A 15,922-nucleotide genomic window follows, 5' to 3' on the forward strand; every position below is an offset into this window, starting at 1 on the left:
AAGACCTCCTATTTCTTACGGCCAATGCGATTGAGTAAATCCATCTTCATATGATAGTAATCAGGACTCATATCCAGATAGTGACGATGCGGATTTTCAAAGCGCTGTTCTTCCTGCCAGATTTCATCATGCAGCTGTTTTTGAACATACGCGCGAATTTCCGTCAACGACGGTAAGTCGATTAACAGCTTTCCGTCTTTTATAACGAGTTGCTGCATCTCTTTAAACGTACAGTGCTCAAAGTACAACTCGCGCCACGGTTGCTCAGGATCGATATAGCGATACGGTTTTTCCGTATTCGGCACTTCTTCCGGCAGCGTCAATAATTCCGCAATGGCACGGCCCTGCTCATTATATACGCGATACACCTTTTTTAGTCCCGGGTTCGTAATCTTCTCAACGGACTCAGATACCTTGATACGAGGTTCCCAACGACCGTTTTTTTCAATACCTACAATTTTATACACGGCGCCGAATACGGGATCACTCTTAGATGTGATAAGCCGTTCCCCCACACCGAACATATCAATAGGGCCGCCCTGACTCAACAACGATGTAATCGTGTATTCATCAAGACTGTTGGATGCCACGATTTTACAGTCCGTAAGGCCTGCGTCATCAAGAATTCGCCGCGCCTGTTTTGCCAGATACGCCAAATCCCCCGAATCAAGGCGAATGCCCTTCAACCGATGTCCCATAGGTTCCAACACGTCCTTTGCCACCTTGATGGCATTCGGCACACCGGAATTTAACACATCATACGTATCAACAAGGAATATCGCATTATCCGGATATAATTCCGCATAGGCTTTAAAAGCCTCATATTCAGAATCATAGTACATCACCCAGCTATGGGCCATGGTCCCGCTGACGGGAATACCGAATTGTTGTCCCGCGAGGACAGTTGCCGTAGAATGAACCCCTCCGATATAAGCGGCCCGTGCACCGTACACGGCGGCGTCCACATTATGAGCGCGCCGGGCTCCGAAATCCGAAACGATGCGTCCGTCCGCAGCCCGAACAATGCGGTTTGCTTTTGTCGCTATAAGTGACTCGTGATTCATCATCGCCAACACGGCAGTTTCTATAATCTGCGCATCAATGAGAGGTGCCACGACAGTTATAACCGGTTCATTGGGATAAATGATGGTTCCTTCAGGAAATGCATACACATCGCCGGTAAAAGAAAACTCTTTCAGATATAATAAAAATTCTTCACTGAATATGCCCTGTTCCCGAAAATAGGCAATGTCACATTCATCAAAATGCAAATTTAAAATATATTCAACAATCTGCTCCAATCCGCCAAAAATAGCGAAGCCGCCCTTGTCCGGATTACGCCGGAAGAACACATCGAAAGCGACACGATCTGTATTCGCCTGTTTTCTATAATAACCATGAGCCATGGTCATTTCATAAAAATCCATAAACATACTGATATTACGACGTTCGTGCTGCATCAGTTCACCAACCTTCTGCTATGCAATAGATATAAGTACGCATCGATAATTCAAATCTCACGTATACGTTTATTATACATTATAACCGGCATATAGCCAGTATAATTATGATTTATATTATGTTATATTCTTTATTTTTTATAGTATCCAATTCATATATATACAACCTGATTCGCCTCTTACGCTCATATATACCGCCATCATTATAAATCATTCATTCAATGGTAAACTATGCTAATAATCATTCTTATGATATAACTATATATATAATATATTACTATTGCATACATCATTACGGCTTTGTGAAAGTAAGTATAAAGTACAGTATATTCTCCACTGAAACGATTTACTGTATCTTTCAATATAGCTCAGCCCTATACTGATGTTTATTCATACTGAAATAAGAATGAGAGGTACCACTATGGAAACAATCGTTCAAGCCAAACGAGTATTAGAAATTTTCAAAGACATGAGCCAAATTCCTCGTGAATCAGGCAATGAAAAGGCTATCAGCGATTATATTGTAAACTTTGCAAAGAACTTAGGTCTTGAAGTACAGCAAGACGAACTTTACAATGTAGTCATTAAAAAACCGGCTTCTCGAGGCTATGAAAATCGCCCATCTGTTATCTTACAGGGTCATATCGACATGGTCTGTGTAAAAGACCACGATTCAAGCCACGACTTTTCAAAGGATCCTATCGCAAATATCATCGAAGGCGAATGGATGCACGCCGACCACACCACGCTAGGTGCTGATAACGGCATCGGCGCGGCGATGATGCTCGCCGTTATCGAAGACGATACACAGCAACACGGCCCTATGCAGTTACTATTTACCACAAATGAAGAAACGGGTATGGACGGCGCCTTCGCGATTAAAGAAGGCCAGGTCACCGGCGATTACCTGCTCAACCTCGACACGGAAATAGAGCATGACTTCACCGTAAGTTGTGCCGGCGGTTGCCATATACATGTGAGCATTCCCCTCTTGCGGGAAAACAATCTGCAAGGATATGATGCGGGCTTATCCCTTGCCGTGACGGGACTTAAAGGCGGCCACTCGGGCATCGAAATCATCGAGCAGCGCGCCAATGCCAACCAGGTCTTAGCACGTGTCCTCTATGATTTACAAAAGCAATATTCTATCAATTTAGCTTCTTTCACGGGCGGCGTAAAGCATAATGCCATCCCGTCAAAAGCCGTAGCGGAATTCTCCGTCCGTTCCGAAGATGTGGAAGCCATCAAAACATTATTGGAATTCCAGGAAAAACAATATCAAAATGAGTACTCCGTACAAGATCCGGGGCTCAAATTTGTCATCGAGGACATTCCGGCACCAAAGGTAGTCTATGCGGACGACACGTCGGAAGCCCTCCTCTCCTATGTATACCTCGCTGAAGACGGCGTTCATTCCATGAGCAAAACCATTCCGAATCTCGTGGAAACATCGGACAATATCGCCATCGTTCGCGAAAATACTCATACCATTGAGGTATTGATTTCCATCCGCAGTTCCAACGGTAACAGTCTCGATTATTTAGCGAAGAAAATGTTATTGTTAGCCAGCGCCCTCGGCGTATCCGCTACTCGCACCGGCGGATATCCTGCATGGGAATACGATAAAGGCTCAAAACTGGAAGAACAGGCTATCTCCTTATATAACGAAATGTCCGATACACCGGCGAATGTAAATGCGATTCATGCCGGACTCGAATGCGGTCTGTTAAAAGGTGTTTTACCCAAAACACAAATGATCAGTTTCGGCCCTACCATCGTTAGTCCACACACACCTCAAGAACGAGTATTCCTCCCATCTGTGGAACGTGTATTCATTTACCTCAAAGCATTATTGGCAAAATTGCAATAATTATATAATTAAATATTTATTCATACAGGCGTATGCATTCATATATACATGATGAGGCATACGCCTTTTTCTGTACAAATATTTATGAAACCCTTGAATATATACCAATATACTCATATAAAGCATATAATTATTATATTTCAGATAAACACTCTTACCATCATGTCATTCATAAGTATGCATATACCCATAGGAGTATTTTATATGTTATTCTATGGGTGTATACTGTGTTTACATTATTCAGGAGGTGCATATGATTCCCATTGTCATCATATCCGGTTTTCTCGGCTCCGGGAAAACAACATTTTTACAACATATCCTAAAAGAACACAAAACGACTGATAAAGTCCTTATTATAGAAAACGACTTCGGCGAAACCAGCCTCGATGCGGTCCACCTGGCACAAACGGGCGCCACCGTACAGGAAGTCACATCAGGTTGCATCTGTTGCAGCTTGCAGGGAAACTTTCGGGAAGCCCTGCTCGACATCATCAAAGACGAATCTATCGATGTCATATATATCGAACCATCCGGTGTAAGCAAACTCAGCGAAATTCTACAGACCTGTGAAGACGAGGATATCGCCGAAAAGGCATATGTCCATGCAGCCATAACTACGGTCGATGCCATGCAGGCACCGATGTTCATCAAAAACTTCGGGCTCTTCTTCAAGGATCAAATCACGCATAGTGATGCCATATTCCTGAGTCATACCGCAGACAGTCGACAAACGAACGTAACAAAACACATGATTGACGAATTGGCACCGCACACACCGATTCACGAAGAACCTTGGGATACATTGACATTACGGGACTATATCAATCAGCTCCACCACGGTCACAATGAGGAAACGCTGCATGATCATCATCACTTTATGAGCCATACATACAGGAATTTACGAAATCTCACCACGCTGCAGTGGAAAACCATCATGGAAGGAATGCCCGATACGGTATTGCGCGCCAAGGGCATTGTACCGACGGCAGATGGGCCTCGTGAAATCCAGTACGGTACTCATTACTGTACGCTTAGCCCGACAGAATCCACCGATTACGGTCTCGTCGTTATCGGTACCGATTTTAATGTACCCATGGTCCACAACGAAGTGTGCGAATCATGATCCCCGTTTATATTGTCATGGGCTTCATAGGATCCGGTAAAAGTACGCTTATCAATGAACAGTTACAGCATCGTAAGAAGCTGGGCGGTACCGCCCTCATTTCTGCCGAGGAAGGATCCACCAAACTTATCAAAGAGCCGCTCGTATTGGAGCCCGACCGATTAAGTGTCATCAATCCGTTCCAACAGAAATCTTATATAGATATCAGTAAAACAATCGCAACCTACCTCGACAAGGTACAACCGAAAGAGTTATGGATCGAATGGAACGGCATGCTCGGCTTTCACCAATTAGAAGCTCTGTTATACAGTAAAGAATTACGCGACAAGGTACGCATAGAAAAAGTACTGTACCTTTGTAGCGACGCATTTATATCCACGATGCTGCCCGCCTTAGGTGCCAATGCTGAAAGCCAGCTTTACAGCGCCGACATTATCATTACTGAGTCGGATCAACATGATGATCTGCTGCATTCTTATAATCCGGATGCCCACATCATCATAAGGCCGACAGCAAAAGATGTGGAACGGCTATGCAGAAAAAACACATGGGGCCTGATCCCGAACCTGCTCATTATGGCCCTTACCGCTTATATCCTGATAGTCACCGTTTTCCGGCACGATGTACCTTATTCGGTTCATCAATGTTTCGCCATAATAACAGGACTTATCATTGAAGCCATACCGTTTCTATTGTTAGGGACCATTGCAGCTACAGGCATACGTTTTTTCGTGCCTCAACGCATATTATTAAAACTTTTAGGCGGCCATTCATGGAAAAGCTACGGCACAGCCATGATGAGCGGACTCGTTTTACCCGTCTGCGACTGCGCTATAATACCTTTGTTCAAGGCGTTGATTGACCGGGGCGTACCTCTATCGGTAGCGATTTTATTCATGCTCGCCAGCCCTATCATCAATCCAATCACCATACTGTCCACATGGTATGCATTTCCGGATAATCCGATGATAACTGTATGGCGTATTTTGCTCGGCCTCGGCGTAGCACTCATCGTGGCGTTATCATTTCGATACCGCCCGCCCGCACTGTCAGAGCTAAAGGGTTCAAAACAGAACGGCCAGAACTTCATATACGAAGCCTTGAGTCTTTCTTTCGCCCCATCAGGTATTCAAGAAACCGTTCATAACGACAATACCGGCACTACAATAAAAAAACATTCTTTAACCAAAAGAATATTCAGGCAATCAGCTGTATCTCCCAAGATCCTATTACTTCATATGGAGCGCGAATTTACACAATTATTGTTATATTTTTCCATCGCTGCCGCTATCGTAGCCGTCTTTCAGGTTTACGGCAAACCGCTTCTACTCAGTGCAGGCATCACATTACCGGATATAGCGACTATTCCGGTACTATTATTGGCAGCATTTCTATTCTCCGTATGCTCCACATCGGACGCCATCATCGGGAAGACCTTAAGCGGACTCTTTCCACTGGGCGCCGTCATGGGCTTTCTCATCTTAGGCCCTATGATGGATATAAAAAATGTATACCTGCTACGACAATACGTTCCGGCCGCGTTCATATGGCGTCTCGCATTGACCCTCGTCATTACAACCGGTCTTACAGCACTGTTATTTCTAAAGTTAATTCAGTAATCTTCTATATCAAAAAATACCAATAAATTTTCTATATCAATAGTTATTATATAGTATCGGTTCTGCATCATTAAGGAGATGATTATATGTTTTCAGAACTATCAACCAGAGATCGCTTTTCCATCGTGAAAGGTCTGCTCTATGCCACGCTGGGTATTGCCTGTATCTATCTCATCGTGACAGGTCGTTATTTAAACTATGTGGCTCCGCGCTATGAGTTATTGCTCGCCCTCAGCGGAATCGCCCTTATCCTAGGGGGTATCGTCACCGTCGCATGGGCCCCTCAACGCCGGTACAAACACAATTGGCGTACTGTTGTGCCTATCGTCATTCCTCTGATGCTGCTCATCGTGCCGCCTGTTCTCGTTCCTACCGCACAAGTTCAAGGCTCCGCTCGCATCAATGACGACACCAATAATTTTGATTTCAGCAGCGACGATATAGGTGAGGTCATTACGATTAATAATGAAAGTAAAGAGCCGGGAATTTCAAAAGATAAAAAAGAAATCGTTTTGAACTCGGATAATTTCTATCAGACGATTGTCAAAATGGGTTCTAACGCCGAACAGTATAAAGACTATACCGTATATATGACCGGCTATGTAAACCGCGATGACAATACGTTAAAAAATAATGAATTCACCCTATCCCGTATGGCGATGACCTGTTGTATCGCCGATATAGCACCGGTGGGAATGACAGTCCATAAAGAAAATGGAGACAGCTTCCAGAACGATCAATGGGTATCTATTGAAGGTAAAGTATCCACGCGGGACTTCCATGGACGACAACAACCGTATATAGAAATTCAAAAAGTGAAAGCAGCGGAACCGATTCTAGGTTACGTATATCCATAAAAAATAAACCACCTCTAAAGCAATCTGCCGGCACATTATCGGCCAGGCAGAGTCTTAGAGGCGGTTTATTTTAATGAACGGAATAATCGCGATCAGATTCTATCTAAAAGCCATAATTAAATTTTATCTCAGAACTGCAATTCTTTCACAATTCGTTTTCCAAGGGATGCGGCCACAGCACACAAGAATAAATCGGGGCCTACCGGGATCAAGAAACATGTAAGGATAACAGCTTCAACACCAATCGGTTTGCCGAGATAGAAGTTCATAATGAAGTATAAATAAATCATACCGAGACCATACACAATAAATAGATTAATAATGGCCCCTACCAACAACCGTTTAAAGGATAACACCTGCATGGATTCTGCAATACGGCCTACAGCATAGGCACCGATCATAAATCCTATCAGGTATCCGAATGTAGGTTGCAAAACATATCCGGGACCACCACCGGATGTAAAAACAGGCACCCCGATGAGTCCTAAAGCAATATAAATTCCTACGCTGATAGCACCTAAACGGCTACCGAGGACAATGCCGGCCAAGGTAGTAAACAGAATCTGCAATGTGAAAGGACAATTCGGCAACGGCACCCGTATAAAGGCCCCTACTGCAATCAACGCCACAAATAAGGCTGTCATGGTCAGCTGACGTGTACTGATTTTAGATGGTTTCGAAACGGTAGAACTCATGATATACCTCCATTAACGACTTCAGTGTAAAAAAATACAACCGATCCAGCGCACATCTTCACTTGTCATCGATGTACATCATGAAGACTATGTGCTAAACAAACTACTAACTATTTGTATTAAATCACTTGTATTTTTAATTGTCAACTACACTTCTATCGATTTCGGTTGACTATAGTCATATTCAGTTATAAAATCGTTAATAACGGGACTTGCTATAATGTATTATTTATATATAGTATTCAATATATCATTATCAGGAAAATTAGGTATCAGTAATAACTAAAAGATATGGAGATATTTATACAAAATTTCCCATTTCTTCATCTTATTTTCATACAACGCCATTAAATTATGTATCAGTAGATTGAACAAAATCTACTTTTACAAAACCGTAATATATTACCTTGATTTTTGGTATTCAGGAGGCATTACTATGAAAAATGTTAAGAAATTATCAAAGGTATTATGTGCATTAGGTGTTAGTACAGTATTATTGGCCGGTGCAGTTAGTGCCGCAAATCATGGCGCATACAATAACCGCAGCAATTGGGACGGTGTCGGCAGTGTAACTCCTTCCAACCAGCAGAATTCCTCTGTTGATTACATGGGTGCCGTAACGACATTCCACCAATATTTCCCTAATGCTACAGTGAAATCGATTTCCTATGACGCAAAACACAACCCTTACTATGAAGTAAAAGGCTTCTCCGGCAACCGAGAAGTTGAATTAAAGGTTGATGAAGCGTCCGGCCAAGTCATTTCAAAAGAAGCTAAAAAATATGGCTCTTCCAAATCTAACAAAACCTTCAACGTTCAAAACATTATCATTCCGGAAGTAGCGGAAACTAAAGCTATCGAAAAAGTAGGTAGCGATTTCCAAACAATGGAATGGACTGTTGAACGCGAAGGCGGCAGAGTAGTATACGAATTCGACATGACTACTGGCGGCGGTAAAAACGCTGAAGTAAAAGTCGATGCTACTTCCGGCCAAGTATTGAGTGCAAAAGTAAAAAACACTAAATACTAATTCCAATTTAAAGTCTAGGGGAGCAATTCAGACCCTAACCACTCTCCTGGACAAACACTATATATAACACACATACTATACACACTGTATCCTTTGGATACACTCTCACACACACTAACAACCTGTGACACACACCACAGGCTCTCCTAAGTCTACGTACATGTAGACAAACATTTGACTTATGTCCACACACCGTAAGTCAAATAACACTATACTCCCTTTCAAAAAGAACCTTGGATCATTGATCCAAGGTTCTTTTATTACATTCAATTATACTTTATCCAAAGCTTGTGCCAAATCTTCGATGATATCATCAATATTTTCAAGGCCTACGGATAAACGAATCATATCAGGTGTAACACCGGCAGATTTCTGTTGCTCTTCGTTAAGCTGAGCATGTGTAGTAGATGCCGGATGAATAACAAGGGATTTCGCATCCGCCACATTTGCCAGGTTGGAGAAAATATCCAATGCATCAACAAATTTGATGCCCGCTTCCTTGCCGCCTTTTACGCCGAATGTAAAGACAGCACCGATTCCTTTAGGGAAGTATTTATCCGCCAAGGCTTTATATTTACTGTCCTTTAACTCAGGATAATTGATCCAGGATACTTTAGGATGTTTACTCAAGAATTCTACGACTTTACGAGTGTTTTCCACATGACGTTCCACGCGCAAGGATAATGTTTCAATGCCTTGTAGGATTTGCCAGGATGCCAACGGGGTAATGCAGGCGCCTGTATCACGCAATAACTGAGTGCGGACTTTCACGGTGAAAGGAATCGGCAAATCACCGTACACTAAACCGTTATAATGTTCATCCCCTTCCACAAAGCCAGGATAGCGGCCGGATGCTTTATAATCAAATTTACCGGACTCTACGATAATACCCGCCAAGGTCGTACCGTGACCGCCAAGGTATTTAGTCGCCGAATGAATAACTACGTCTGCACCGTGTTCAAGCGGACGGAACAAGTATGGAGATGCAAATGTATTATCTACGATTAAGATTACGCCGTGTTTGTGAGCGATATCCGCTACCGCCTGCACGTCAATCAAATTGATACCGGGGTTACCGATTGTTTCAATATATACGGCCTTTGTATTATCATCGATAGCCGCATCAAATTCATCTAAATTATCCGGATTAACAAACTTTGTAGTGATACCGAAGCGAGGTAATGTTGCAGTAAACAGATTATATGTACCGCCGTACAATGTGGAGGCAGCCACAATATTATCACCTGTGCCCGCTACGTTTTGAATAGCATAAGTAGCCGCTGCGGAACCGGATGCTACCGCAATACCGCCTGCACCACCTTCGAGTTGTGCCACGCGAGCATCCAGCACATCCGTCGTAGGATTGCCGAGACGACTGTAAATTGCGCCCGGATTTGTTAACGCAAATCGGCCTGCCGCTTCCTCCGCATCCTTAAACACGAAAGATGTAGTCTGATAAATCGGCACCGCCCTAGAACCTGTAGGATCTACCGTATGACCCGCATGTAATTGTAAAGTTTCAAATCTGTATTGTTTGCTCATCGTAACAACTCCTTTATATGTGATAACTATCTCATCTGTTTTTATACCCAGTATAGTACTATGCTTTAAAAATTATGTCTACTATTTTTTACAGCACCTTCTCCATAACTTAAAACTATGGGGCACTCCCTGACACCCTCTTATACCTCTGAGAATTTTAGGTCCCTATAGTTAAAAGACACAAAATTAAAACCAATGGTTTCTCAAAAACGACTTGCCGCTGCCCCAAGCGATAATATGTAGGCGTCTATTTTATTCCTAAAATAAAAAAGCCCCTGAACGGGTTTCAAAACGACTTGGCGGCCTCGCGTAGCGAGGTGGATGGCCTTGGAGGCTTTGAAGCCCGTTCAGGGACTCCTAACATTCTATAAGATTAAATATAGGCGCCTAAATTTTTATCGCGCTCAAACTTCATTTTCTGTATTTGTTCAATAATATACGGTGTTTCCTGATATACATAGTAATTGAGCCAATTCGTAAACAGCAATGTGCTCACCGAACGCCAACGCACAACAGGCCGCTGTTTTGGATCATCATCGGGAAAATAATTTTCCGGTACATCAATTTTCAAACCTTTTTTGATATCCCGCACATATTCCCGATTAAGGGTATCCCAATCATACTCGGCATGACCGAACACAAAAATATGTTTATTATCAAGACTACGGACTATAGCGGCACCGGTCGGTTCAGATCCGGCCAATAATTCCAATTCACGATTATCCTTAATCTGCTGCAACGATACCGTCGTATGACGGGAATGAGGCATCCAGAATTTTTCATCAAATCCGCGCATTAATACAGGTTGATCATTATAAATATCATGCTCATACACACCGAACAGCTTTTCATCCATGACGGATTTATTGATACCGAAATGATGATAAAGACCGGCCTGTGCCCCCCAGCAAATATAAAAGGTGGAATAAACGTGTTCTTCACCCCAGTCCATAATTTCTACGAGTTCAGACCAATAATCCACCTCTTCAAAAGGCATCAGTTCTACAGGGGCGCCGGTAATAATCATACCGTCAAAAAACTCATCCTTCACTTCATCAAAGGTTCGATAAAATGTTTCCAAATATTCTTCATCCGTATTTTTAGATTTCCTCGATGCCGTATGTAGCAATGTCAGATTTACCTGCAACGGGCTGTTACTGAGAGCACGCAAGATCTGCGTTTCCGTAATTTCCTTAGTAGGCATCAAATTGACAAGCAGAATATGAAGAGGACGAATCTGTTGATTTTCCGCTCGCTCCGTATCCATAACGAAAATATTTTCCTGAGCTAACTTCGTAATAGCCGGCAAATTTTTTATCACTTTAATAGGCATAATATCACCCCTAGGCTTTATACAATTTAAAAACCTTTTTTCTCATAAGCTCTTCGCAATGCATCGAGGCCTTGTTCCAAGGTCTTTCTCGGACAGGCTACATTAATCCGCTCAAAGTTCTCGCCGTCAACCCCGAACATGGATCCTGTATCAAACCACAGTTTTGCATCATTCACGATCCATTCGTCCCGTTCTGCAGGGCTAAGTGGCAGTTGAGAACAATCGAACCACATGAGATAGGTCCCTTCGGGTCTATACATGTGAATCTTAGGCATATAGCTTTCAAAATAATCGATAGTAAATTGAATATTCCCTTGAATATATTCCTTCAATTCATCAAGCCAAGGGGCCCCAACCTTATACGCTCCTTCACAGGCAACAATGCCCATCGTATTTAACTGACTGTAACCGGCACGATCGATTTCCTTGATAAAACGTCGGCGCAACGAATCATTCGGAATAAAAATATTGCTCACCTGCAAGCCTGCAATGTTAAAGGTTTTACTCGGCGCCGTACATACAATACAATGCTCCGCATACGCTTCACCCAGTCCGGCAAATACGCGATGTGTATGACCGTTCCACACAAAATCAGCGTGAATTTCATCACTCACAATAATCACATTATATCTGATACAGATATCGCCAAGACATCTTAATTCCTCTTCAGTCCATACGCGTCCCACCGGATTGTGAGGATTACACAAGAGGAATAACGTAACATGTTCCTCAACGATAGCGCGCTCAATACCCTCAAAATCGATGGTATATTTTTCATCACCTTTTATAAGAGGTACATTGATGAGCCGTCGATCATTATCATCAATAACCATACTGAAAGGATAATACACCGGTTGATTGATGAGGACACCGTCCCCTTCCTTTGTGAAAGCGCGAACTGCCATTGCCAAGGCGAACACGATTCCCGGCGTCTTCACAAGCCATTTAGCTTGAGGAGTCCAGTTAAAACGAGATGTAAACCAGTGCTCCAACACATTCCAATATGAATCATCCGTATCCGTATATCCAAATACGCCATGATTTACACGGTCCAACAAAATTTGTTTCAACTCTGAAGGAATCTCAAAGTCCATATCCGCCACCCAAAACGGTAGGATATCCGCCGGTTTTCCCCGCTGCACAGCGAAATCGTACTTTAACGACTTCGTATGAGTTCTATCCAAGATTTGATCAAAATTATATCGTCCCATCTAAACTCCTTTTACTTTTTAAAAGCTTGCGCTAAATCAGCAATCAGATCATCCGTATCTTCAATCCCCACAGACAACCGCAACAATCGACGTGTAATGCCTTTACGCTCCGCATCCTCCGGCTTTAAATCCGGATGTGTCTGCGTTACAGGATATGTCAACAGAGATTCCGTCCCGCCGAGACTTTCAGCAAATTGAATCAACTCGATGCCTTCTAAGACGGTCTTCGCCGTTTCTTCACTATCTACCTCGAAGGACAACATACCGCCAAAACCTGTTGTCTGTGATTTATTGATTTCATACCCCGGATGTTCAGGAAGCCCCGGGAACAATACCTTGGTCACCTTCGGTTCGTTTTTAAGCCATTGTGCAATAGCAATGGCATTTTTCTGATGCTGTTCCATACGAAGCGCCAATGTTTTTACACCGCGAATAACGAGCCAGCTGTCCATAGCGGATAAGCAGGCGCCTACCGTTTTATAAATCAGCCGCAACTTTGCCGCGATTTCATCATCTTTCACAATCGTAAATCCCGAAATAACATCATGATGACCGCCGATGAATTTTGTGCCGCTATGAATCACGATATCCGCACCCAAGGTCAACGGCTTCTGGAAATAAGGACTCAAAAATGTATTGTCGATGATAACCAGTGCATTTCGTTCATGTGCCATCGCACACAATGCGCGAATATCGGTGATTTCCATCATCGGATTTGTCGGCGTTTCAATATATACCGCCTTCGTATTCGGTTTGAAAGCTGCTTTCACAGCATCAAGATCGGACGTCCCCACATAGGTAAATTCAATGCCGTTCTGTTCATAAATATTTGTAAACATGCGGATGGAGCCGCCATACAGGTCATCCCCTAATATGATGTGGTCTCCGGGAGAGAATAAATGGAATACAGCGTCCACCGCCGCCATCCCCGAGGAAAACGCCAATGCATCCGTACCTTCCTCAAGGCCGGCGATCAATTGTTCCAATCGATCACGTGTCGGATTCGACTCACGCGTATATTGATATCCTGTTGTATCCCCTAATCCGGGATGGGAAAATGTACTGGACATATAAATTGCAGGGGAAATCGCACCCGTACTATCCGGTTTGCCGCCGCCATGAACGCATTTCGTATTAAACTTCATTCCAATCAACTCCTCATATTCGTATACAATATGTTAATTATAAAAGTAGACTGCGAGTAAGGTCAACAAAAATGGGCGTTCATCAGTGATGAGCGCCCTTAAAAGTCATATCTATTTTGAATGGGTTGTCATAACTAGAAACTAAGACGAGCTCGTTTCATAACAATCAAAGCCAGTATAATTCCCAATGACGCTGTGACAAGCTGAGGCCAACTAGCTACGAACAACATGGTGTTAACGCTCTTTTCAGGGAATGAGAATAACGAAAAGAACATCGAGTATCCGCCAAAGAGTACCCCCGCTTTCACAATGGCACCTACGACGACAAGTAATATCTTGGGTTTATGCTGTAACCGGTAAACGGCAAATACATAGGCCGATGTGCCAAGCCCCGTGATCAGGATAAACGGCGGAAACGGTAACATACCTTGCAAGTAAGCCACCACCGGTGCAATCCAGGCTATAACGAGGCCGTTTTTCCAACCGTAACGCCATGTCGCCAATACAAATGTAGCCGACGTAATCGTTCCGATGAGGAACATACTCACCGTATTAGGAATAAACGGGAAAATAAGACGCAAGCTTTGCGCCAGTAAAGCAACGGCCAATAATAAACCTGTGCCGGTTATAGACTTTGTGGACATAAAAAAACACCTCCAACAGAAAGTACAGTTTGGATACTTACCATTACACTATCAATATATTGATTTTATTAGATTTGTCAAGTCTTACCATTTTAGATAAAAATAAGCCGGCATATGTCTATCCAGCGACTTACGTAGGATAGAGCGCATATCTCAAAGCATAATAGTTATTAACAGATACTAAACTGTGAGTAATTATATATCTCTAGCTAATTTAAATTTTATGCAATATAATAAAAGGTACTCTTTTAAACTGCATTATGTCGAAAGGCTCTATATGAAACCATTTTTCCATTATATAAAACCCTTACGGGTCCCCATAATTACAATATCGATATTATCTTTACTCAATGTGGCAGGCACATTATATATACCGACATTAACAGCATCTATCATCAATGACGGCGTACTCCGCGGCGACCTGGAAATGATTACAAGCTCCAGCATGAATATGCTCATCGTCGCGCTCTTAACAGTATTATCTGCAATTCTAAGCGTAGCAATGAGTGCTCATATTTCTGCCGCTATAGGTAAGGACATACGCAATGATTTGGTAACAGCCTTACAATACTTTTCACTACGAGACTTCACACATTTTGGCACCGGTACCATACTCATGCGAACAAGCCGAGACGTAGAGAAGATTCAATCCGTCCTGGGAGAAGGATTAAATATGATTCTCCCAATGCCTCTCATGATTTGTGTCGGTCTCGGTCTTACATTCTATAAAAGCTGGCAACTGGGCCTCGTCATCCTCGTCGTTATGGCTTGCATGATACTCACCATTATCTTTATTGAAAGCCGGGCTTTACCGCTCATCAAAGCGATACAGATAAAATTAGATGATATTACAGACATGGTACGCGATCATATTGTGGGCATGCCTGTCATACGAGCTTTCAACAGACGGACCTATGAGAACGATAAAGAAATCTGTATTTTTACAGAAACAGCACAACTCAACAAACGATTGCGCCAAACCTTTGCCATAGGTTTACCTACCATATTGATCCTGTTTAATATGAGTACCGTAGCCATCCTATGGCTCGGAGGCTACAACGTAAGCATGGGCTCCCTGCAGGTAGGTGATATCATGGCCGTTATCGAATACGCCAACCTCATTTTATTGAGTATGCTCATGGCTATTTTCGTAATCATCGATATTCCTGAAGCTATCGTATGCTATACCCGTATTCGAGAGTTGTTAGAACACGAAAATTCGGATACATTTCCAGAGCCCTATCACACTGATGATGAAAAATCTAATACCTCAAAATCGATGCAATATACGCGACAAAGTTATGAGACGCCCCCATCAACCGCAACCGCAACCGCAACCGCAACCGCAACCGCAACCGCAACCGCAACCGCAACCGCAACCGCAACCCAGGAT

13 protein-coding genes are annotated in these 15,922 nt (G+C 43.0%); 6 read left to right on the plus strand and 7 right to left on the minus strand.

The genetic code is table 11. The features are described 5' to 3' along the window. Positions 1-8: 8 nt before the first annotated feature. Positions 9-1,460 (minus strand): nicotinate phosphoribosyltransferase, encoded by a 1,452-nt coding sequence (locus tag HMPREF1521_RS08750; RefSeq protein WP_084214647.1) that lies wholly within the window; start codon positions 1,458-1,460, stop codon positions 9-11. Between the two features lie 421 nt (positions 1,461-1,881). On the opposite strand from HMPREF1521_RS08750, the gene HMPREF1521_RS08755 reads away from it, so the two are divergent. The 4 genes from HMPREF1521_RS08755 (at position 1,882) to HMPREF1521_RS08770 (ending at position 6,929) form a co-directional block, all read left to right on the plus strand. Continuing rightward, entirely contained in the window at positions 1,882-3,330 is a 1,449-nt protein-coding gene (locus HMPREF1521_RS08755; protein ID WP_038118268.1) for an aminoacyl-histidine dipeptidase, read from the plus strand. 253 nt (positions 3,331-3,583) lie between these two features. Further along, complete coding sequence (locus tag HMPREF1521_RS08760; RefSeq protein WP_038118269.1) at positions 3,584-4,453, plus strand: GTP-binding protein; 870 nt, start codon at positions 3,584-3,586, stop codon at positions 4,451-4,453. After that, positions 4,450-6,072 carry a permease gene (locus HMPREF1521_RS08765; protein WP_038118272.1) on the plus strand — a complete coding sequence of 541 codons (1,623 nt, stop codon included), beginning with the start codon at positions 4,450-4,452 and terminating at the stop codon, positions 6,070-6,072. The genes HMPREF1521_RS08760 and HMPREF1521_RS08765 overlap by 4 nt, the downstream gene beginning before the upstream one ends. An 86-nt stretch (positions 6,073-6,158) precedes the next feature. After that, positions 6,159-6,929, plus strand: coding sequence for a TIGR03943 family protein (locus tag HMPREF1521_RS08770; protein ID WP_038118275.1), 771 nt, complete (start codon positions 6,159-6,161; stop codon positions 6,927-6,929). A 128-nt stretch (positions 6,930-7,057) separates the two neighbouring features. On the opposite strand, the gene HMPREF1521_RS08775 is transcribed toward HMPREF1521_RS08770, so the two are convergent. Further along, positions 7,058-7,624: a biotin transporter BioY gene (locus HMPREF1521_RS08775; RefSeq protein ID WP_038118278.1), complete on the minus strand. Its 567-nt coding sequence runs from the start codon at positions 7,622-7,624 to the stop codon at positions 7,058-7,060. 436 nt (positions 7,625-8,060) lie between these two features. Between HMPREF1521_RS08775 and HMPREF1521_RS08780 the strand changes: the two genes are divergently transcribed. Continuing rightward, entirely contained in the window at positions 8,061-8,654 is a 594-nt protein-coding gene (locus HMPREF1521_RS08780) for a PepSY domain-containing protein (RefSeq protein WP_038118279.1), read from the plus strand. Positions 8,655-8,924: 270 nt separating this feature from the next. Here the strand turns inward: HMPREF1521_RS08780 and HMPREF1521_RS08785 are convergent, their stop codons facing one another. The 5 genes from HMPREF1521_RS08785 to HMPREF1521_RS08805 form a co-directional block, all read right to left on the minus strand. After that, complete coding sequence (locus HMPREF1521_RS08785; RefSeq protein WP_038118282.1) at positions 8,925-10,196, minus strand: O-acetylhomoserine aminocarboxypropyltransferase/cysteine synthase family protein; 1,272 nt, start codon at positions 10,194-10,196, stop codon at positions 8,925-8,927. Positions 10,197-10,569: 373 nt separating this feature from the next. Next, positions 10,570-11,529: a homoserine O-succinyltransferase gene (gene metA / locus HMPREF1521_RS08790; protein WP_038118284.1), complete on the minus strand. Its 960-nt coding sequence runs from the start codon at positions 11,527-11,529 to the stop codon at positions 10,570-10,572. Positions 11,530-11,555: 26 nt separating this feature from the next. Beyond that, the gene (locus tag HMPREF1521_RS08795; RefSeq protein ID WP_038118287.1) at positions 11,556-12,740 is read right to left on the minus strand and encodes a MalY/PatB family protein; all 1,185 of its coding nucleotides are present in this window, start codon (positions 12,738-12,740) and stop codon (positions 11,556-11,558) included. A gap of 11 nt (positions 12,741-12,751) precedes the next feature. After that, on the minus strand, positions 12,752-13,885 hold the full coding sequence (locus HMPREF1521_RS08800) for a PLP-dependent aspartate aminotransferase family protein (protein WP_038118289.1): 1,134 nt from the start codon (positions 13,883-13,885) through the stop codon (positions 12,752-12,754). 134 nt (positions 13,886-14,019) lie between these two features. After that, complete coding sequence (locus HMPREF1521_RS08805; protein ID WP_038118292.1) at positions 14,020-14,529, minus strand: hypothetical protein; 510 nt, start codon at positions 14,527-14,529, stop codon at positions 14,020-14,022. Positions 14,530-14,881: 352 nt separating this feature from the next. Between HMPREF1521_RS08805 and HMPREF1521_RS08810 the strand changes: the two genes are divergently transcribed. Continuing rightward, on the plus strand, positions 14,882-15,922 hold a 1,041-nt coding region (locus tag HMPREF1521_RS08810; protein ID WP_232203216.1), incomplete at its 3' end, for an ABC transporter permease.

The organism is Veillonella sp. AS16 (assembly GCF_000517785.1).
In the GTDB taxonomy this organism is placed as follows: Bacteria; Bacillota; Negativicutes; order Veillonellales; family Veillonellaceae; genus Veillonella; species Veillonella denticariosi.